The 20,100-nt window shown below is 72.9% G+C and carries 19 protein-coding genes; 7 read left to right on the forward strand and 12 right to left on the reverse strand.

The features are described 5' to 3' along the window. Positions 1-28 precede the first annotated feature (28 nt). Positions 29-1,663, forward strand: a complete 1,635-nt coding sequence (gene cydC, locus AB2L57_RS14285; RefSeq protein ID WP_409048635.1) for a thiol reductant ABC exporter subunit CydC — start codon at positions 29-31, stop codon at positions 1,661-1,663. Positions 1,664-1,669: 6 nt separating this feature from the next. Here the strand turns inward: cydC and AB2L57_RS14290 are convergent, their stop codons facing one another. Genes AB2L57_RS14290 through AB2L57_RS14310 form a run of 5 tightly spaced genes read right to left on the reverse strand, consistent with a single transcriptional unit; the run spans position 1,670 to position 5,500 of the window. Next, positions 1,670-2,290 carry a GNAT family N-acetyltransferase gene (locus tag AB2L57_RS14290; RefSeq protein ID WP_409047406.1) on the reverse strand — a complete coding sequence of 207 codons (621 nt, stop codon included), beginning with the start codon at positions 2,288-2,290 and terminating at the stop codon, positions 1,670-1,672. Further along, on the reverse strand, positions 2,287-3,504 hold the full coding sequence (locus tag AB2L57_RS14295; protein ID WP_292811190.1) for a sulfate/molybdate ABC transporter ATP-binding protein: 1,218 nt from the start codon (positions 3,502-3,504) through the stop codon (positions 2,287-2,289). Before AB2L57_RS14295 ends, AB2L57_RS14290 begins: the two co-directional genes overlap by 4 nt. Further along, a complete protein-coding gene (locus AB2L57_RS14300) occupies positions 3,501-4,316 on the reverse strand; it encodes an ABC transporter permease (protein ID WP_409047407.1) in 816 nt (271 codons plus the stop codon). The genes AB2L57_RS14295 and AB2L57_RS14300 overlap by 4 nt, the downstream gene beginning before the upstream one ends. After that, entirely contained in the window at positions 4,313-5,104 is a 792-nt protein-coding gene (gene modA / locus AB2L57_RS14305; protein WP_292811185.1) for a molybdate ABC transporter substrate-binding protein, read from the reverse strand. The genes AB2L57_RS14300 and modA overlap by 4 nt, the downstream gene beginning before the upstream one ends. A gap of 3 nt (positions 5,105-5,107) precedes the next feature. Beyond that, entirely contained in the window at positions 5,108-5,500 is a 393-nt protein-coding gene (locus AB2L57_RS14310; RefSeq protein ID WP_292811184.1) for a molybdopterin-binding protein, read from the reverse strand. 326 nt (positions 5,501-5,826) lie between these two features. On the opposite strand from AB2L57_RS14310, the gene AB2L57_RS14315 reads away from it, so the two are divergent. From AB2L57_RS14315 to AB2L57_RS14335, 5 genes are read left to right on the forward strand one after another with little or no spacing between them, the layout of a single operon-like run. Further along, positions 5,827-6,972: a ThiF family adenylyltransferase gene (locus AB2L57_RS14315; RefSeq protein WP_292811182.1), complete on the forward strand. Its 1,146-nt coding sequence runs from the start codon at positions 5,827-5,829 to the stop codon at positions 6,970-6,972. Then, the gene (gene glp, locus AB2L57_RS14320; RefSeq protein WP_292811180.1) at positions 6,969-8,231 is read left to right on the forward strand and encodes a gephyrin-like molybdotransferase Glp; all 1,263 of its coding nucleotides are present in this window, start codon (positions 6,969-6,971) and stop codon (positions 8,229-8,231) included. Before AB2L57_RS14315 ends, glp begins: the two co-directional genes overlap by 4 nt. Further along, positions 8,228-8,701, forward strand: a complete 474-nt coding sequence (moaC, locus tag AB2L57_RS14325; RefSeq protein WP_292811178.1) for a cyclic pyranopterin monophosphate synthase MoaC — start codon at positions 8,228-8,230, stop codon at positions 8,699-8,701. The genes glp and moaC overlap by 4 nt, the downstream gene beginning before the upstream one ends. A 3-nt stretch (positions 8,702-8,704) precedes the next feature. Beyond that, positions 8,705-9,604, forward strand: a complete 900-nt coding sequence (locus tag AB2L57_RS14330) for a molybdenum cofactor guanylyltransferase (protein ID WP_292811176.1) — start codon at positions 8,705-8,707, stop codon at positions 9,602-9,604. Then, positions 9,604-9,837 (forward strand): MoaD/ThiS family protein, encoded by a 234-nt coding sequence (locus tag AB2L57_RS14335; protein WP_292811174.1) that lies wholly within the window; start codon positions 9,604-9,606, stop codon positions 9,835-9,837. Before AB2L57_RS14330 ends, AB2L57_RS14335 begins: the two co-directional genes overlap by 1 nt. Before the next feature lies 1 nt (position 9,838). On the opposite strand, the gene AB2L57_RS14340 is transcribed toward AB2L57_RS14335, so the two are convergent. From AB2L57_RS14340 to AB2L57_RS14370, 7 genes are all read right to left on the reverse strand, one after another. Further along, a complete protein-coding gene (locus AB2L57_RS14340) occupies positions 9,839-10,363 on the reverse strand; it encodes a molybdenum cofactor biosynthesis protein MoaE (RefSeq protein ID WP_292811171.1) in 525 nt (174 codons plus the stop codon). Continuing rightward, positions 10,363-10,866, reverse strand: a complete 504-nt coding sequence (locus AB2L57_RS14345) for a molybdenum cofactor biosynthesis protein B (RefSeq protein WP_292811169.1) — start codon at positions 10,864-10,866, stop codon at positions 10,363-10,365. Before AB2L57_RS14345 ends, AB2L57_RS14340 begins: the two co-directional genes overlap by 1 nt. Positions 10,867-10,886: 20 nt before the next feature. Then, a complete protein-coding gene (locus tag AB2L57_RS14350; protein WP_292811167.1) occupies positions 10,887-12,440 on the reverse strand; it encodes an SDR family oxidoreductase in 1,554 nt (517 codons plus the stop codon). Positions 12,441-12,671: 231 nt separating this feature from the next. Continuing rightward, a complete protein-coding gene (locus AB2L57_RS14355) occupies positions 12,672-15,104 on the reverse strand; it encodes an FdhF/YdeP family oxidoreductase (protein WP_292811165.1) in 2,433 nt (810 codons plus the stop codon). A gap of 185 nt (positions 15,105-15,289) precedes the next feature. After that, the gene (locus AB2L57_RS14360; protein ID WP_409047408.1) at positions 15,290-17,176 is read right to left on the reverse strand and encodes a helicase HerA-like domain-containing protein; all 1,887 of its coding nucleotides are present in this window, start codon (positions 17,174-17,176) and stop codon (positions 15,290-15,292) included. Continuing rightward, positions 17,173-17,841, reverse strand: coding sequence for a phosphatase PAP2 family protein (locus tag AB2L57_RS14365; RefSeq protein ID WP_292811160.1), 669 nt, complete (start codon positions 17,839-17,841; stop codon positions 17,173-17,175). Before AB2L57_RS14365 ends, AB2L57_RS14360 begins: the two co-directional genes overlap by 4 nt. Positions 17,842-17,883: 42 nt before the next feature. Beyond that, positions 17,884-19,230 (reverse strand): multidrug effflux MFS transporter, encoded by a 1,347-nt coding sequence (locus tag AB2L57_RS14370; protein WP_292811158.1) that lies wholly within the window; start codon positions 19,228-19,230, stop codon positions 17,884-17,886. Between the two features lie 167 nt (positions 19,231-19,397). On the opposite strand from AB2L57_RS14370, the gene AB2L57_RS14375 reads away from it, so the two are divergent. Beyond that, on the forward strand, positions 19,398-20,096 hold the full coding sequence (locus tag AB2L57_RS14375) for a DUF3105 domain-containing protein (RefSeq protein WP_409047409.1): 699 nt from the start codon (positions 19,398-19,400) through the stop codon (positions 20,094-20,096). Positions 20,097-20,100 lie beyond the last annotated feature (4 nt).

Raw genomic sequence — 20,100 nt, forward strand, 5'->3', positions numbered from 1 at the left:
GCGCACCCGCGACGTGCTGCGCGGCGCGATGCCGCCGCTGCGGCGCTTCTGGCCGGGTGCGGCATCCGGATTCCTCTCCGAGGCATCCGCCGTCGCACTGCTCGCGGTCAGCGCGTGGCTGATCGTGCGCGCGAGCGAGCAGCCGATCCTGCTCGCGATCTCGGTCGCGGTCGTGGGGGTGCGGCTGTTCGCACTGACGCGCGCGGTGTTCCGCTACACCGACCGCCTGGCCGGGCATGACGCGGCGCTGCGCCAGCTGGCGACGACCCGCTCCGATCTCCTCCGGCGGCTCATCCCGCTCGCGCCCGACGGCCTCGGCCGCACACGCCGGGGATCTGTTCTCGGGGCCCTCGTCGATGACGTCGACGAGCTGCAGAATCTTCCGCTGCGCGTCGTGCAGCCGCTGACGGCGTCGGCGCTCGTCGCGCTCGGCGCGGTGGTCTTCGTCGCGACGGTGTCGTGGACGGCGGCGCTCACGCTGCTCGCGTGCCTCGTCGCCGCCGGCGTGGCGGCGACCCTGTGGGGCTGGGCGCTGGGCGCGCGTGCGGAGCGTGCCCTGGCCCCGCTGCGGGCTCGCCTGGCCGACCAGGTGCTCGATCACCTGGGCAGCCTCGACGTGCTTGCGGCATACGGCGCCGAGGCCGAGAGCCGGGAGCGTATCCGCGAGACCGACGCGCTGCTGCGTCGTGCGGTCGTGCGGCGCGCGGGCGCGCAGGCGGGCACCGCCGCGGTCGTGTCGCTGCTGGCGGGCGCGGCGTCGATCCTCGCCGTGGTCACCGCGGGGGCACCGGGCGCGCTGCCGGGGCCCTCGCTCGCGGTGGTCGTGCTCGTGCCACTCGCGGTCTTCGACGTGTTCGCCTCGGTGCCGCTCGCGGCGTCGGCCTGGCGGCAGGTGCGGGCGAGCGCGCAGCGCATCGCCGTGTCGCTGCCCGAGGCCGCACCGCCCGAGATCGTGGCCGCGGGGCCTGCCCCCACGGGTGTCGCACCCGCGCTCGGTGCCGGGCCCGCCGCGGGGTTGCGACTGCGTGGGGTCTCCGCCCGCTGGCCGGCGGCCGCGAGGCCCGCGCTGCGCGATGTCGATCTGCACGTGCGCCCCGGCGAGCGCGTGCTCGTCGTCGGGTCCAGCGGTGCAGGAAAGTCGACCCTCGCGCACGTCCTCGTGCGCTTCCTCGAGCACACGGGCTCGTACGAGATCGGCGGGGTGCCGGTGCGGCAGCTCGCCGCCGACGATGTGCGCCTGAGCGTCGGACTGTGCGAGCAGCATCCGATGCTCTTCGACGAAGACATCCGGCAGAACCTGCTCTTCGCGCGCGACACCGCGAGCGACGCCGACCTCGTCGCCGTGCTCGAGCGCGTGGGTCTCGGGCCCTGGCTCGCCGAACGCGGCGGACTCGATGCCCGCGTCGGCGAGCGCGGCGCTCTCGTCTCGGGCGGGCAGGCGCAGCGCATCGCCCTCGCAAGGGCGCTCCTGCGCGGCTTTCCCGTGCTCGTCCTCGACGAGCCCACCGCCGGCGTCGACGTCGAGGCCTCGGATCGCCTGCTCGCCGACCTGCTGGGCGCGGTCGGACCCGAGCAGGCGGTCGTGCTGATCTCGCACGTGGGGGTTCCGGGCGGCGCGGTCGATCGTGTCGTGCGGCTGGCGGATGGTCGTGTGCTCGACTGACCCCGTTCAGGGCAGCGCGCGACCGAAGGCCTGCTCGCCGGATCCCGAGGGCAGCCGTGTGAATCCCAGGCGGTCGTAGAAGGCGAGCGCACCGGCGTTCTGCGCATCCGCGACGAGATGCACGCCGCCGACGCCGCCGAGCGCCAGCGCATCGCAGAACCGTTCGACGAGGGCGCGGCCGGCACCCCGGCCCTGGGCATCGGGCAGCAGGTCGATGTGCAGGTGCGCGGGGTACGTCGCGGCGTAGGGCGCGGGTACGGTGCCGCGCGCGTCGGCGTACGCGATCATCTCGGCGTCCCGCGCATCGCGCACCCCTGCCGGGGTGGCGTATCGTCCCCGGCGCGCCGGCCACCATTGTTCGGCGAACCAGGTCTCGAACGCGGCGGTGTCGGGCGTGCCGACGACATAGCCGCGTGGCCCCCGGACGCCCGCGTCGTCGCCTGCGTCGTCCTCCAGGACGAAGCAGAAGTCCGGATGCCGCGCCGCATACGGCAGCACGAACAGGTCGGGCAGCAGCCCATCCGACGAGTGCGCGCCCGTCGCGTCGGCGCCGGCGGCGCCCGTGCGCACGCAGATCTCGGCCAGCGCCTCATGATCGTCCGGCCGGACGGGACGGATCCGGGTCACGCAGACGCACCAGGCGTGACGGCGCCGGCCTCCAGAGCGGCGCGCGCCGCCGACCGCGAGCGCATCGCTCCGGCTCCGGCTCCGGCCCCGATCGATTGCAGACGCACGTCGGCCGGCGCCAGCGTCAGGCGCACCGGGACCCCGGCGGTCAGGCGCAGATCGGCGACGACGTCGGCTCCGACATCCACCGCCACCGCCGGGTCGGCGGTGTGCACGCGCGCACCCACCGGCGTCTGCTCCACGCGCGTCACCCGCGCCAGCCACGTTCCGGGGGTGCTCTCGTCGTCGGTGACCAGCCGCAGGGCGCCCGTCCAGGATGACTCGCCCGCGCGCTCGAGGCGCACGACCCCGGGGCGGAAGACAGCGGCGACCGCACCGCCGTCCTCCTCCGCGGCGGCGCGGGAGGCGGCATCGGCGCTTTCGATCAGCACCTCGGGGCTGACGCCGGGCGCCCGCCACAGGCCACCGCGCGCGACGCCTTCGACCCGGTTCAGGCCGGCGATGCTCGCCGCGAATCGCGTCGCGGGGGCATGCAGCACGTCGCGCACGTCGCCCGACTGCGTGACCCTGCCCTCCTCGATCAGCACGAGACGGGAGGCCAGACCCGCCGCGTCGACCGCGTCGTGGGTGACGATGAGAGCCGTTGCGCGGGTCGCGGTGAGCTGCTCGCTGAGCATCGCGCGGATATCGCCCGCCGTCTCGGGGTCGAGGGAGGTCAGCGGCTCGTCGAGCAGAAGCACCTGAGGGGCCGTCGCCAGGGCACGGGCGATGGCGACGCGCTGCTGCTGACCCCCCGACAGGTGCGCGGGGCGCTTGTCGCCGGCGCCCGGGAGGCCGACGCGCCAGAGCCAGTCGTCGGCTTCACCGAGGGCCACCGAGCGGCCGATGCCTCGCGCGCGGGTGCCGAAGGCGACGTTCTCGCGCGCCGTGAGATGCGGAAACAGGCGCGGCTCCTGGCCGAGGAGGACCGCCCCGCGCTGCGCCGCCCGCAGGTGCCGACGCGGTCGCGCGGAGGCGACGTCGCGATCGCCGATGCGCACCCGGCCCTCGCTCAGCCGCGCGAGGCCGGCGATCGCCGCGAGCAGCGTTGACTTTCCGGCACCGCTCGGTCCCATGATCGCCACGACCTCGCCGGGCTCGCACGCCACCGAGGCCTCGAGGCGGAACCCGCGGCGGGCGACGGCGACGTCGGCGACCAGGCCCGAGCCCGTCATCGCGGCGCCCCCTGCCGCCAACCGCGGACGAGCAGCAGCACGACGAGCGAGGTGACCAGCAGCAGCAGCGACAGCGCGACCGCCGTGCCCTGACCGACACCGGCGCCGTTGAAGGCGGTGTAGATCGCGAGCGGCATCGTCTGGGTCACGCCCGGCGCGTTGCCGGCGAATAGCGCGGTCGCGCCGAACTCGCCGATCGCGCGGGCGAAGCAGAGGATCACGCCCGCGAGCAGCCCGGGCGCCGCGAGCGGCAGTGTCACCCGCCAGAGAATGCGCCAGCGTCCGGCGCCGAGCGTGGCCGCGGTGTTCTCGTACTCGACGCCGGATGTGCGAAGCGACCCCTCGACGGCGAGCACGAGGAAGGGCAGCGCGACGAACACCTGCGCCAGCACGACGGCCGCCGTCGTGAACGGCAGGGTGATGCCCCAGGTGGCGAGCACCTCGCCGACGGGACTGCTGCGTCCGAAGAGGAACAGCAGCGCAACGCCTCCGACCATCGGCGGCAGCACGAGTGGCACCGTCACGAGCACGCGCAGCACGCCCGCGATGCCCGGGCGCGCCCTCGCGATCACGAGCGCGAGCGGCATGCCCAGCACGGTGCACACGAGGGTGGCGATACCCCCCGTGCCCAGCGAGAGCAGGAGCGCATCGATGGCCTCTGGCGAGGTGATGTCGGCCCACAGATTCGCCCATTCCATGCGCCCGACGAGCGCGCCCAGGGGCACGACCAGCAGCGCGAGCCCGAGCAGGGCCGGCACGACGAGGATCGGCGGCAGTGTGCCACCGGGCGCCCTCGGCTCGGCGGCCGTCACGGCGCCCCGAATCCGCGCGCGCCGAGCATGTCCTCTCCGCGACCCGAGACCACGTACGCGACGAAAGCCTCGGCGGCCGCGCGATCGGTCGCGGTCTCGAGCACCCCGATCGGGTAGCGGTTGACGACACCCTCGGCCCCCGCCGGAGTGAAACTCTCGACGGGCTGACCGACGACATCCGTCGCGTACACCAGGCCCGCGTCCGCTTCGTCGGCGGCGATCTTGGTCAGCACGGCGGTGACGTTCTGCTCGTAGCTGGCGGCGCGCACGGTGAGGCCGGCGGCCTCGAACAGACGCTGGGATGCTGCGCCACACGGCACCTCGTCGGCGCACAGCACGACGGTGGCCGCGGGGTCGGCCAGGTCTTCGAGCGTCGTGATGCCGGCGGCGTTGCCCTCGGGAACGGCGACGACGAGCGTGTTGGTCGCGAAGAGCTCGGGCGCCGGCACGAGTTCTGCGACCGCCGCCATGTTCGCCTCGTCGGCGGACGCGAACACGTCGACGGGCGCACCCTCGGCGATCTGGGTGGCGAGCGTGCGGGATCCGTCGTACACGATCGGCAGGATATCGACCCCGGGGTTCGCTGTCTCGAATGCGAGAGCGATCTCATCGAATGCGGCCTGCAGCGACGCCGCGGCGTAGACCCTGACCTCGCCCGAGAGCGCGCCCGCGGCCGGGGTGCTCTGCCGATCGGCGGGCGCGCTGCCCGCGCAACCCGCGAGCGCGAGCGCGCCGGCCGCGACGGCTCCGGCAAAGGCGCGGGATGCTGCCCGCAGACGCCCGCGCACGCCTCAGGCCCTCGGGGTCTCGACGATGACGGTGGTCGCCTTGACGACGGCGACGGCGAGCGATCCGACCTGGAGGCCGAGCTCGGCGACCGCCTCGGCGGACATGAGCGAGACGACGCGGTGGGGGCCAGCCTGGATGTCGACCTGCGCCATGACGCCGTCGAGCTGGAGGCGGGTGACGAGGCCCACGAATCGGTTGCGGGCGCTCGAGAGGCGGTCGGCCGGATCGGCCGCGGCGTTGGCCGTCTCGATCGCGCGGGCGGCGAGCGCTGTCCCGGGCACCTCGGCGGGGGTGGCGCCCGTCGTCGACAGCGTGCCCTGCTCGATCCAGCGCCGCACGGTGTCGTCGCTCACGCCGAGAAGCCGGGCCGCTTCGGCGATCTTGTACGCGGGCATGGGTCGATGATACCCGCGTTCGCGGACGTAGCGGGCCCCAGCATCCGCATCTGCGTCTTGCCTGCGGATGCCTCGGAGCCCACGCCGTGCCCTCCTTCGGCGTGCCCCCTTCGGCGTTGGGGCGTTGAAATCACCGTGGGGCGCGCTGCAGCACGCCCCAACGCAGCCCTGACGCCCCAACACGGGACTCGCGCGGCCATCCCGGCACCCGGACGCGGCCCCCCTTCGGCGTTGGGGCGTTGAAATCACCGTGGGGCGCGCTGCAGCACGCCCCAACGCAGCCCTGACGCCCCAACATGAGAGCGGGAGCGGGTTAGCCTGAAGCCATGCGCCTTCCCCCGCTCGTCGAGCCCGTCGACGAGCTCAGCGAGAACGAGCGCGCGCGAACCGCGCGCCACATCCGCCTTGCGCCGCTGGGCGAGCTCGGTCAGCGGCGCCTCGCCGCCGCGCACGTCGCGGTCGTCGGCGCGGGCGGGCTCGGCTCGCCCGTCATCCTCGCCCTCGCCGCCGCCGGGGTCGGCACCCTGACGGTCATCGACGACGACATCGTCGAGGCATCCAATCTGCAGCGCCAGGTCATCCACTCCCTCGCCGCCCTCGGGCAGCCCAAGGTCGACAGCGCCCGCGCGGTCATCGCGGGCCTGTCGCCGCAGACGCGCGTGGTCACCCGCAACACCCGCCTGAGCGAGGCGAACGCCGCGGACCTGCTGCACGGCGCCGATCTCGTGATCGACGGGTCCGACACATTCGACACGCGCGAGGCCGTCGCGGCGGCCACCGAGGCACTCGGCATCCCCCTCGTCTGGGGCACCGTCCAGGAGTTCGACGGACAGGTCACGGTGTTCTGGGCGTCGCCCCCGCCCGGCGCGACGCCCGTGCGCCTGGCCGACCTCTACCCGTCCGGAAGCGTCGGCGACGTGCCGACCTGCGCCGACGTCGGGGTGCTCGGCGCCCTGTGCCTGCAGATCGGCTCGCTCATGGCGACCGAGGCGATCAAGCTCATCACCGGCATCGGTGAACCGCTTCTCGGCCGCGTGCTCGTCATCGACGGGCTGCGGGCGCGGCAGCGCGAAGTCCCCCTCGCGCCGTCGACCGCCCGGGCCGCACCCGCGTCGACACCCGCGTCGACGCACGCGACCGACACCGCCCCGACCGCTTCCCCGCACATCGACGCCGTGACCCTCGCCGCCCTGATCGAGGGCGGCACCACCCCCGACCTCGTCGACGTGCGCGAGGCGCACGAGCTCGAGCGCGGTGCGATCACCGGCATCCGGCACATCCCCCTCGCGGATCTGCTCGCCGATCCGGCCGGCGCCGCACCCCCGCCGCACGCCTCCACCCCCACCGTCGTGATCTGCCAGGTCGGCGTCCGCGCCCGCCGCGCCGCCGACGCCCTGCGTGCCGTCGGCGTCGACGCCGTCGTGCTCACCGGAGGAATGGATGCCTGGGCCCGATCGAGGCGCGAGTCGTGAGCGACGACCTGCGCAGCGTCGAGCAGCACCTGGCCGACATCCTCGCCTTGACGAGCGTGCTCGGCCCCGAACCCGAGCCGCTGTCCCTCGCGGACGCCGCTCACCGCGTGCTCGCGGCACCCGTGCTGGCGCGCGTGGACATCCCCGTGTTCGACAACTCCGCCATGGACGGCTTCGCCGTGAGGTTCGCGGATGTCGCCACCGCGGCATCCGACGCGCCCGTGACGCTGCGGGTCATCGCCGACCTGCCGGCCGGCACCGAGGCCGATCCGCCGCTGCGGCCCGGTGAGGCCGCGCGCATCATGACCGGCTCCCCCGTGCCGGCCGACGCCGACACGATCGTGCCGTTCGAGGACACCGCCGCGGGGCTGTCGGAATCGCTAGAGACCACCGCGGTCGTGCGGGCTCCGAGGGCGCCCGGCGCCCACATCCGCCGCCGCGGCGGGGACGCGCGCGCGGGTGATGAGATCGTGCCCGCGGGGAGCGATCTCGGTGCGCTGCAGCTGGCCGCGGCCGCGGCCGCCGGCGTCGATGCCGTCGTCGTCTCGCGCCGCCCGCGCGTCGCCGTCGTCTCGACGGGATCCGAGCTCGCCGCGCCCGGCGCACCCCTGCGACGCGGCCAGATCCCCGAGTCCAACTCGACCCTGCTGGCCGGGCTCTGCCACGAGGCCGGCGCCGACATCGTGCTCGTCACGAGCGTCGACGACACCGAAGCGGCGTTCGTCGGGGTCCTCGAGCGCGCGGGTCGTGCGGGCGCCGACGTCGTCATCACCTCGGGCGGGGTGAGCGCGGGGGCGTACGAGGTCGTCAAGAACACCCTCGCGGCGCCCGCGGACGGCGCTGTCGTGTCGTTCGTCAAGGTCGCCATGCAGCCCGGCAAACCGCAGGCGTTCGGCACGCTCGCGGGGGGCGCGCTCTTCTTCGGACTACCCGGCAACCCGGTCAGCGCCGCCGTGTCGTTCGAGACCTTCGTGCGCCCGGCGCTGCGGACCATGCTCGGCGCGAGCAGCATCCATCGCCCGCTCCTGCGGCTGCCCGCCGCGGTCGGATGGCGCACGCCGCCGGGGCGACGGCAGTACCTGCCCGCCGCGATCGACCGCACGGACCCCGCCCGGTGGAGCGTCCGCCCGGCGACCGCGGGAGGCTCGGGCTCGCACCTCGCGGGGGGCCTCGCCCGCGCCGAGGCCTACGCGATCGTCGGCGCCGGCATCGACGCCGTCGAGGCGGGGGATGCGGTCGATGTCATGCTGGTGACATGAGCTTCACGCACCTGGATTCCGCGGGTCACGCCCGCATGGTCGATGTCACCGAGAAGCAGCCGACCGTTCGCGCCGCGACGGCGCGCGGGTTCGTCCGGTGCGCGCCGCACGTGATCGAGGCGCTCCGCGACGGCACCGCACCCAAGGGCGATGTGCTCGCCGTCGCGCGGATCGCCGGCATCCAGGGCGCCAAGAAGTGCGCCGACCTGCTGCCGCTGGCGCACATCATCGGCGTGCACGGCGCGGTCGTCGACCTCGCGATCACCGACGCCGGGGTCGAGATCGAGGCCACGGTGCGTACCGCCGACCGCACCGGTGTCGAGATGGAGGCGCTCACCGCCGTCAGCGTCGCGGCCCTCGCGATCGTCGACATGGTCAAGGGCATTGACAAGTCCAGCTCGATCGAGAACGTGCGCATCACCGCCAAGCAGGGCGGCCGCTCCGGCTCGTGGACCCGCCCCGGCGAGTAGCCCGTGCGACGCCTCGACGCGATCGTGCTGGCGGGCGGGCGAGCCTCGCGCCTGGGCGGCGCGATCAAACCGCTCCTCGAGATCGAGGGGCGCTCGCTCCTCACGCGGGCGATCGATGCGGCGGTGGATGCCGGAGCCCGGCGCATCGTCGTCGCCTCGACGCCGCTCGGCGATGACCCGCGGGTGACGTGGGTGCGTGAGGATCCCCCGTTCGGCGGTCCCGTCGCCGGGATCGTCGCGGCGCTCCCGGCGATCGACGCCGAGTGGGTGCTGGTGCTCGCGGCCGACCTCCCCCGCGCCGCCGCCGCCGTGCAGGCGCTCCGCGCCGGCTGGCCGGATGCCGCGGCCGAGGCGGCGACCGAGGGTGTCTGTCTCGTCGATGCCGAGCACAGGGCGCAGCGGCTGACCGCGGTGTATCGCACAGCATCCCTGCGCCGTGTCGCCGCCGCGCTTCCGGCGGCGGGGCGGGGTTCGGCCGTGCGCGCGCTGACCGACGGACTCGCCCTCTCCCTCGTGGACGACGTCGCGGGGGCTTCGCGCGACGTCGACACATGGCAGGATCTTGAGCAGGCGCGATCCCTGGCCCGAGCGGCCCGGACGGCGCCGGAGACGGAGAGCATCATGTCGGACGAGACCTCGCGCACGCTTCCCCCCGAAGCCCTCGCCGCCTGGGCTGCGGCCCTGCGGGAGCGGTTCGACCTCACGGAGGACGATCTGCCCGTCTCCCTGATCCTCGATCTTGCGCGCGATGTCGCAGGCGATGTCGCCCGCCCCGCGGCGCCCTTCAGCGCGTTCGCCGCGGGACTGGTCGCCGGTCGCGCGGGCGGCACGCCCGCCCAGGTGCGCGAGGCCGTGGCGGCGATCGCGGCCCTCGCCGCCGACTGGGCGAAGGACGGCGCCTGATGGCGCGGGTGCGCTACTTCGCCGCCGCCGAAGAGGCGGCGGGACGAGACGAGGAGTCCCGGGACGAGACGACGTTGGGCGCGCTGCGCGCAGCGCTCGTGGCGGACTACCCGGCGCTTGCGGGGATCCTCCCCCGCTGTGCCGTGCTCGTGGGCGGCGCCCGCGTCTCGGACGTCACCCCGCTCGCGGCCGACGCGACGATCGACGTGCTCCCGCCCTTCGCGGGCGGGTGACTCAGCCGCCGAGACCCTTCCACGCCGTCGTGCCGTCGGCCTCGACCTGACGCTTCCACACCGGCAGATCGGTCTTGATCGTCTCGATGATCGTGCGGCACACCTCGAAAGCCTCGGCCCGGTGCGACGAGGCGACGGCGATCACGACCGCCGCATCGCCGACGGCGAGGCGCCCGATCCGGTGACTGACGGCAACGATCGCCCCGCCTCCGCCGATCGCGTCGGCCGCGATTCGCACGAGACCCGTCTCGGCGTCGGGATGCGCGGTGTACTCGAGCGCGACGACGGCACCGGCCGCATCCGGATCATGGTCGCGCACGCGGCCGACGAAGGTCGTCAGAGCGCCGGCGCCCGCATCGTCGACGGCGCGCAGGTGCGCGTCGAGATCGAGAGGCTCCGAACTGATCCGCGCGAGGCGGACGCCGCTGGCGTCGCTCACGCCGCCCGCGTGCTCCACGCCACCCGCGTGCTCCAGGCCACCCGCGTGCTCCAGGCCAACCCCGCCCGCGTGCTCCACGCCACCCATCAGTGATCACCGCCCGCGAGCTGATCGACGACATGCCGCGCGACCGAGAGCACGACAGGCATGCCCGACGCGACCGCCGCGGTCGAACCCGGCAGGTTCACGATCAGCGCCCCCGCGGTGTCGACGACTCCGGCGAGACCGCGGGACAGCATCCCGGCGGGCTTCTCGTCCGCGCCGAGACGACGCAGCTGCTCGGCGATTCCGGGCACCTCCCGATCGAGCACACGCGCGGTGCCCTCGGGCGTCTGATCGCGGGGGCCGACCCCCGTGCCCCCGGTCGTGACGATCACCCGGGCGCCCGTTGCGAGCGCCGCGCGCAGCGCATCCGCGACACTGTCGGCGCCGTCGGAGACGACCGTCGCGTCGGCGCAGGTGTATCCCGCCGCACGGAAGGACTCCACGGCGACGGGCCCGCTGTGGTCGGCGCGCACGCCCCCGGCCGAGCGGTCCGACACCGTGATGACGGCGGCGGGGGGCGGTTCGGAGGACGCGTGCACATGCATGGCTTCAGCCTAGGCGTGCGTCACTCGCCCTCATCGCGCGCCTCGGCCGCGGCCACGATGCGGTTGGCCATGCCCGCGAAGATGAAACCGTGAAAGGGCAGCACGGCCAGCCAGTAGAGTCGGCCCGCAAGTCCCCGCGGAAAGAACACCGCCCGCTGTTCGTACCGCGCGCCACCCGCGGTGGGCACCGCACGCATCTCGAGCCATGCCAGGCCCGGCACCTTCATCTCGGCGCGCAGGCGCAGCAGCGAATCGGCCGCACCGCCGCCGCGCTCGACGTCCTCGACGCGCCAGAAGTCGAGGGCGTCGCCGACGGCGAGGCGATCGGGATGCCGCCTGCCGCGGCGCAGGCCCACGCCCCCGACGACCTTGTCCATCCACCCGCGCACGGCCCACGCGAGCGGCCATGAGTACCAGCCGCGTTCGCCGCCGATGCCCTCGATGACCTCCCAGAGATCCTCGGCCGGCGCGGCGGTGTCCATGCGACGCGCGTCGGTGTACACGACCCGACCCGCCCAGTCGGGGTCGGCCGGCAGCGGATCGCTCGGGGCGCTGTGGACGGCGGCATCCTGCCAGCTCGTCTCGACCCCGTGCACCTTCTCCCGACCGAGCGCGAGCGCCACGGCGCGGCGGTAGGGGGTGAGGCCGTCCTCGGGCGGCGGGATCAGCCCGTCGATGTCGTGGTCCTTCATGACGCAGTCGTTCTGCAGCGACTCCACGAGCGGACGCGCGAGCGACCCCGGGATCGGTGTGACGAGGTTGACCCAGTGCGACGCGAGCCCCGGGGTCAGCACCGGCAGCGCCGCGATCGCGCGCTGCGGCAGCCCCGCCTCGACGGCGTACCCGTTCATCATCTGGCCGTAGCGGAGCACGTCGGGTCCGCCGATGTCGACCGTGCGATTGACGTCGGGCGCGATGCGCGCAGCGCCGAGCAGGTAGTGCAGCACGTCGCGCACGGCGATCGGCTGGATGCGGTTGCGCACCCATTTGGGCGCCGGCATATAGGGCAGCACCTCGGTCAGGTGTCGCACCATCTCGAACGACGCGGAACCCGAGCCGATCACGACGCCCGCCTGCAGCACGAGCGTGGGTACGCCCGAGGCGAGGAACACCTCGCCGACTTCGACGCGCGAGCGCAGGTGCCGCGAGAGCTCGGCGTCGTCGGGGTGCAGCCCGCCGAGATAGACCAGGCGCGTCACGCCGGCGGCCGCCGCGGCCTCGGCGACGACGCGGGCCGCGCGCAGATCGGTGTCGGCGAAGTCCTTGCCACCACCCATCGAATGCACGAGGTAGTAGAGCACGTCGACGTCCGCGACGGCACGGGTGAGCGCATCCACGTCTTCGGCGGCTCCGAGTTCGATCTCGACGTCATCGCCCCACTCGTAGGCCGCGACACGGGCCGCGTCGCGGGCGAGCACGCGCACGCGGTAGCCGGCGGCGATCAGGCGCGGCACGAGCCGCCCGCCGATGTAGCCGGTGGAGCCGATCACGAGGGCCCGCGGTTGGTCTCCGTCGGGTCGGGGCCGGGCGCGCAGGGCTTCTTCGCGCCCCGTGGGCGCCGCGATCTGGGTCACACTCGCGACGCTACGGGCCGGGGCGCGACGGCGGCAACCCCTTGACGGCGCCCCCGTTCGTCGCGCCCGCAAGGGCCGCGGCGCCCTCGTGAACGCCGAACCCACATTTTTGCAGCGAGCCACCACTCGACGCGTGGGGTTTCGCTGCAAAAATGTGGGTTCGGCAACGTCGCGCGGCCGGCGCGCCGGGCCGGGCCGCGGGGCCGGGCCGCGGGGCCGGGCCGCGAGCCGTCAGCCCCCGCGCCGCTCGAGCCGGACGATGACCGACTTGGACGTCGGCGTCCCCGAGACGTCGGCGGTCGAATCCAGCGGCACGAGCACGTTGGTCTCGGGATAGTAGGCCGCCGCGTTGCCGCGCGGCGTGCGGTACGCCACGATCCGGAACGCCTCGGCCCGCCGCTGCTCGAGATCGCCCGAGGGGCCGCGCCACTCCGACACGAGATCGATCACGTCGCCGTCCGCGAACCCCAGGGCATCGATGTCGTCCGGGTTCACCATGACGACGCGCCGCCCGTCGTGGATGCCGCGATAGCGGTCGTCCTTGCCGTAGATCGTGGTGTTGTACTGATCGTGCGAGCGCAGGGTCTGCAGCAGCAGCCGCCCCTCGGGGATCCGCGGGTACTCCAGCGCGTTGACCGTGAAGTGCGCCAGACCGGATGCTGTCGCAAAACGCCGCCCGTCGCGGGGGCCGTTCGGCAGGAAGAACATGCGCCCCTTCGCGATGCGGGTCTCGTAGTCCTCGAAGCCCGGAATGACGCGCGCGATGTGCGATCGGATGAGCGCGTAGTCGGATTCCAGCGCGCCCCAGTCGGCGTGCGGCACGTTGCCGGCATCGCCGACGAGAACGGCGTCGGGGCCGGCAGCCTCTTCGCAGGCCGTGCGCTCGACCTGGTCGCGGTCGACGTCGCCGCCGTGCGACGCCGGGGCGACGACGGAACTCTGCCCCGCATCCTGGCCGAAGACCAGCGCGCACAGGCGCGCGATGATCGCGACCTCGCTGAGCATGTCGGACGACGGGGGCCGCAGCCGGCCGCGGGACGCGTGCACGGCACCCATCGAGTCCTCGACCGTGACCCGCTGCTCCCCTCCGGCGCGCGTGTCACGGTCGGTGCGACCGAGGGTCGGCAGGATGATCGCGCGGCGCCCCGTCACGACGTGCGAGCGGTTGAGTTTGGTCGACACGTGCACGGTGAGATCGCACCGCGACATCCCCTCCTCCACCACGCGGGTGTCGGGGGTCGCGCTGACGAAGTTGCCGCCCATGCCGAGGAAGACGCGCACCCGGCCGTCGCGCATGGCGCGGATCGCCTCGACGGTGTCGTAGCCGTGCTCGCGCGGCGCGGTGAACGAGAACTCGCGGTCGAGCGCCTCGAGGAAGGCCTCGGACGGCTTCTCGTAGATGCCCATGGTGCGATCGCCCTGCACGTTGGAGTGCCCTCGCACGGGACACACGCCCGCGCCGGGCCGGCCGATGTTGCCCTGCAGCAGCAGCACGTTCACGACCTCGCGCAGCGTCGGGACGGAGTGCTTGTGCTGGGTCAGTCCCATCGCCCAGCAGACGATCGTCGCGCTCGATCGCCGGACGGTGTCGGCGACGTGCCGCAGCGACCCTTCCGAAATGCCGGTCGCCTGAACCAGCTCGCTCCACGGCACAGCGCGCACGGCCTCGGCGTACGCGTCGAACCCGGTCGTGTGCGCGGCGATGAAGTCGGTGTCGAGCACGTCGGCTCCGGCATCCGCCGCCTCGATCAGGACCTTGCCGATCGCCTGGAACAGCGCCTGGTCGCCGCCGAGGCGGATCTGGACGAACTGGTCGGCGAGCTTCGTGCCACCCAGCAGCACACCCTTGGGCGTCTGCGGGTTCTCGAAACGCATCAGGCCCGCCTCGGGCAGCGGATTGACCGCGATGATCGTCGCGCCGCGCTCCTTCGCCTTCTCGAGCGCGCTCAGCATGCGGGGGTGGTTGGTGCCGGGGTTCTGGCCCGCGACGATGAGCAGGTCGGCCCCGTGGATGTCGTCGATCGACACCGTGCCCTTGCCGATGCCGATCGTCTCGGTCAGCGCCGACCCGCTGGATTCGTGGCACATGTTCGAGCAGTCGGGCAGGTTGTTCGTGCCGAGGCCCCGCACGAGCAGCTGATAGAGGAAGGCAGCCTCGTTCGAGGTGCGCCCCGAGGTGTAGAACACGGCGTCGTCGGGGTCGTCGAGCCCCCGCAGCTCGGCGGCGATCTCACCCAGCGCCTCGTCCCACGAGATCGGCCGGTAGTGAGTCGCGCCCGCGTCGAGCACCATGGGCTGCGTCAGCCGCCCCTGCTGCCCGAGCCACCAGTCATCGTGTGCGCGCAGGTCGTCGATCGGGTGGGCCGCGAAGAACTCGGGCCCCACCCGGCGCACCGTCGCCTCCTCGGCGACGGCCTTCGCGCCGTTCTCGCAGAACTCGGCGATGTGGCGCTTGTCCTCCTCGGGCCACGCGCATCCGGGACAGTCGAAGCCGTCCTTCTGGTTGACCCGCATGAGGGTCTGGATGCTGCGCCCCACGCCCATCTGCTCGTTCGCGATCTGCAGCGCGTGCAGCACCGCGGGCACGCCGACGGCGACCTTCTTGGGGCGCGTGACGTGCAGACGGGACTCGTCGATATCTGATGCCGGGGGCTTCGTCGCCATGCCGCCATGCTACGCCTCACCCCCGCAGATGCCTATGCCGATAGGTATCTGATCGAGGCGGAGGCCGGTGCCGGTGTGCACAGCTGCGGACGTGATCGCCGACACGCCGGGGATGGGGTCGGTGCACCGGCGTGTTGCGCTGCCGGTCCGCAGCTGTGCACGGGGCGGGGCCAGACAGAACGAGATCAGCGGCGGCCGGTGCCGAAGATCCCGCGGATGACACTCGTCAGCACCGTCTGGGTCGCCTTCGACCCGAGAACCTGCTCGATCGTCGACTTCTGGGCCCGGGCGGGGGTGCGCGCCCGTCCCTGCGTCTTCTTCAACAGACGCTCGTACTCGACCCGCGCCTTCTTCTCCGCCGCCGCGGCCTTCTTGGCCTCAGCCTCCTCGACCCGCTCGATCGCGGCGCGCTGCCTCGCATACTCCGCGTCCGTCTTCGCCTTCGCGAGCGCCGCCTCTTCCATCGCGGCCGCCTCGGCCGCCGCGCTCATCCGCGCGGCGAGCATCTCACGCGCCGACTCGGGATCGATCGCCGTGCCGTATCGCGCGAGCAGCGGCGAGGCCTGCACGGCGGCCTGGATCGCCGGGGCCGGCGTCGGCGACATCAGCCCCTGCGGCGCCCGCAGGCGCGTCCAGGCGACAGGCGACGGCGCACCCTTCTCGTTCATCACGGTCACGATCGCCTCGCCGGTGCCCAGCTCCTGCAGCACACGTTCCAGGTCGTATCCCGACCGCGGGTAGGTGCCGACGCTCGCCCGCAGCGCCTTGGCATCGTCGGGGGTGAACGCCCGCAGCGCGTGCTGCACCCGCGAACCCAGCTGCCCGAGCACGTCGGAGGGCACGTCCTTCGGCGTCTGCGTGACGAAGAAGACCCCGACCCCCTTGGACCGGATGAGGCGGACCGTCTGGGTGATGGCGGCGAGGAAGTCCTTCGACGCGTCCCGGAAGAGAAGGTGCGCCTCATCGAAGAAGAACACCAGTCGGGGCTTGTCGACATCCCCCACCTCGGGCAGCACCTCGAACAACTCGGCCAGCAGGTACATCAGAAACGTCGAGAACAGCTCGGGGCGCTCGATCACTCCCGGCACCTCGAGCAGACTGATGATCCCGCGACCGTCGGGTGCTGTGCGCAAGAAGTCGGCGACATCGAACTCGGGTTCGCCGAAGAACACATCCGCCCCGCCGTCGGCGAACGTGATCAACTCGCGCAGGATCACGCCCGCCGTCGCCTTCGACAGCCCGCCGAGCCCCTCCAGCTCGGCCCTGCCGAGATCGCTGGTCAGATACGTGAGCACCGCGCGCAGGTCCGCGAGGTCGACCAGGGCGAGTCCGTTGCGGTCTGCGTAGTGGAAGACGAGCCCCAGGCTCGATTCCTGGGTCTGGTTCAGGCCCAGGACCTTGGCCAGCAGCAGCGGCCCGAACCCCGAGACACTCGCGCGCACCGGAATGCCCGTGCCGACGCCGCCGAGGGCGAAGTACTCCGCGACGGATGCTGTCGCCACCCACTCCTGACCGATCGCCCGCGTGCGGGCCGACAGCTTGTCGGAGGGTTCGCCCGCGGTCGCGACGCCTGTCAGGTCGCCCTTGATGTCGGCGGCGAAGACCGGCACGCCGTGGGCCGCGAGCTGCTCGGCGAAACCCTGCAGGGTGCGGGTCTTGCCCGTGCCGGTCGCGCCCGCGATGAGGCCGTGCCGGTTCATCATCGACAGCGGGATGCGCACCGCCGCGGTCGGCACCGCGTCACCGTTGACGAGGGCGCCGATCTCGAGCGCGGGCCCCGCGAACGCGTAACCGTCGATGATCGCGGCGACCTCGTCCGCACCGAGGGGCCCCGCCGTCGTCGACACCGTCGCCTCGACGGAATCGGGCACCGGCGCGCCGGCCGCAACGGGCGCGGGCGCCTGCGCAACCCTGGCACGCGCCATCGCGGCTTGCGCTTCGGCAGCGGCGAGTTCCGCGCGCGCCCGCGCCGCGGTCAGTTGTGCGTCGGCAGCCTCCGCCGCGGCGCGCAGGCGATGGAGCTCCGCCTCGGCCGCGACCACCGCGGGGTCCTGCGAGGAATCGCCGCTCATGCGTGAGACCCCTGCGACGGCACGGCGCGCAGCATCCGTTCGTCCTCCCGAGTGAGAACCACGGTGAAGATCGCCGCGACCAGCAGCGCCGAACCCGCACCGGCGAGTGCGCCGCCGGCCGTGTCGCTCAGCCAGTGCGCGCCGAGGTAGGTGCGCGAGAAGGCCATCAGCAGGATCCACGCGACGCTGAGCAGCGCCACCCACCGCCGCGGAAACACGATGAAGAGCGCGACGGCGATGGTCGCGGCGTTGGCGACGTGACCCGAGGGGTAGGAGCCGAAATCGGCGAGCACGATGATGTCTTCGGGACGAGCCCGACCGAAGAGGCGCTTGAGCACCTGCACGACGATCGCGGAGAACAGCGATGCCGCGAGGAAGTACGCGGCTCCCCAGGGCCTGCGCGAGACCGCCAGGAGCGTCGCGACCCCGAGGGGGACGACGAGGATGCCGAACCATCCCCCGCCGAGCCAGTTCATCGCGTACGAGACGAAGAGCAGCACGCTGGTGCGTCCCGATGCCAGCCACGACGACCACAGCGCGTCGATGTCGAACGGTGCGTTGCCGCGTCCGATCGAGATCCAGGCGCCGAGGGCGACGGCGGCCGCGAGCAGCACGACACCGGCCACGAGATGGAGCGTCAGCCGACGACGATGGGCGGGTGTCATCCGCTCATCATGCCAGCGCCCGGCAGGGGCTGCGAGCGCCGATCAGGGCGTGAGCGCCTGCACGGAGCGGGGGCGCACGATCAGCCAGAGCGAGAGCACTCCGATCACGCCGCACCCGGCCATCACGCCGGCCATCGTGGTCGCCGTGATGCCCGCACCGCCCGAGACCCAGCCGACGACCGGCGAGACGAGCCCCGCGACACCGAAGTTGACCGCACCCAGGATGGATGCCGCCGTACCCGCGGCTTTGCCGTGGCGGTCGAGGGCGAGCACCTGCGTGCAGGGGAAGGTGAATCCGCAGGCGGTCATGAACAGGAACAGCGGGATGAGTGTTCCCCAGAGCCCCAGCCCTAGCTGGTCGAACACGATGATGGCCACGGCGGTGACGACGAGCGCCGCGGTGGAGTAGGCCAGCACCCACTGCGGGCCGAACCGGGCGGCGAGGCGGGACGAGACCTGCACGCCGATCACGAGGCCGATGGAGTTGACCGCGAAGAGCACACCGTAGAGCTGGGCGTCGAATCCGTAGCTCTCCTGGAACAGGAAGGACGAGGCCGACAGGTAGGAGAACAGGCCGGAGAACGTCATGCCGCCGATCACCAGGACGCCGACGAAGATACGGTCGGAGAAGACGCTGCGATAGCGCTGCCAGATGGTGGTCGATCCGCGCTCGGCCCGCCGGGCCGGCGGGAGCGTCTCGGGGATGAAGAGCAACGTGCACAGCAGCATGACGGCGCCGTAGACCGCGAGCACGACGAAGATGCCCCGCCACGGCATCACCAGCAGCAGCGCCGAACCGATCAGAGGCGCCACGACCGGGGCGACGCCCGAGACGAGCGCCAGCCTCGAGAGCATGACCACCAGCCGCTTGCCGCCGAACAGGTCGCGCACGATCGCCATCGCGACCACGCCGCCCGCGGCCGCACCCGCGCCCATCAGCACGCGGGTGATGCCCAGCGTGATGAGGGTGGGCGCGATCGCCGCGGCGATGCTCGCCGCGACGTGCAGTGCCGTGACTCCGATCAGCGGCAGCCGTCGGCCGACCTTGTCGGAGAGCGGCCCCACCAGCAGCTGGCCGATCGCGAAGCCGAGCATCGTGCCCGTGAGAGTGAGCTGGATCGCCGCCGCCGTGGTGTCGAAGTCCGACTCGAGCACGGGGAACGCGGGCAGGTAGAGGTCGATCGTGAACGGGCCGAGCGCCGTCAGCGCGCCGAGCAGGATGACGTAGCCGAACCGCCGCGCCGCGGAGAGGCTGTCGCCGGGATGAAGCATGATCGGCGCGGTCGCCGGGTTGGCGCCGAGCACGCGGATCGCTCCCGTGCGGGCTCGGTGGGCAGCGCCGTTCGCGGTGTCGGAGGGGACGACGGGCGAGTTGCCGGTTTCGAGCACGAAGGAACCTTGCTGACGAGAGAGTGGGATGCTGATCGAATCGATTCGATCACTGCCAGTGTACCCGTTTCGCAGTCGGCGTCCAGGCTCGCCACGATGCGCGCGAATAGACTCGACCCGAGGCGCGTCCGCCCTTTCGACCCCTTCGAGCCGAGAGCATCCGCAGCATGTCCCCCAAGAATTCGAGCGGCAACCCCGCGAAGCAGGCCGAGCAGGCACTGACCGTCAAGCAGCAGCGCGAGGCCAAACGCGCCGAGAAGCTCGCCGAATACCAGCGACAGGTCGCCAAGCGTCGCCGCACGGGTGTGATGTGGTGGATCGTCGGCGGCGTCGCCGCGCTGGCCGTCGTCGGCGTCGTGGTCGCCTCGATCGTGTTCCAGCCGGCGCCGCGTCCGAGCTACGAGGCGGGGGCGGGGACAGGCATCGAGATCGCGGGCGTCGAGACCTTCGCGCACGAGACCACCCACGTCGAGGGCGTTGTCGAGTACGAGCAGACGCCCCCCGCGGGCGGCCCCCACAACCAGTACTGGCTCAACTGCGCCGAGTACTCCGTGCCCCAGCAGAACGAGTACGCCGTGCACTCGCTGGAGCACGGGGCGATCTGGGTGACGTATGACCCCGAGCTCGTGCAGGGCGAAGACCTCGAGACGCTGCGGTCGTACATGCCCTCCAGCTACTACATCCTGTCCCCGCACGAGGGCATGGACTCGGCGATCGCCCTCAGCGGCTGGAACTCGCAGCTCAAGCTCGACGCGGTCGACGACGAGCGCATCCCGCAGTTCTTCGAGGAGTACTGGCGCAGCGCCGACGTCCCCGAGCCCAACGCGGTCTGCACCGGCGCGATCGACGGCGAGGGCAAGGTCTGAGTCC

Source organism: Microbacterium sp. HA-8, from assembly GCF_046111165.1.
GTDB lineage: Bacteria > Actinomycetota > Actinomycetes > Actinomycetales > Microbacteriaceae > Microbacterium.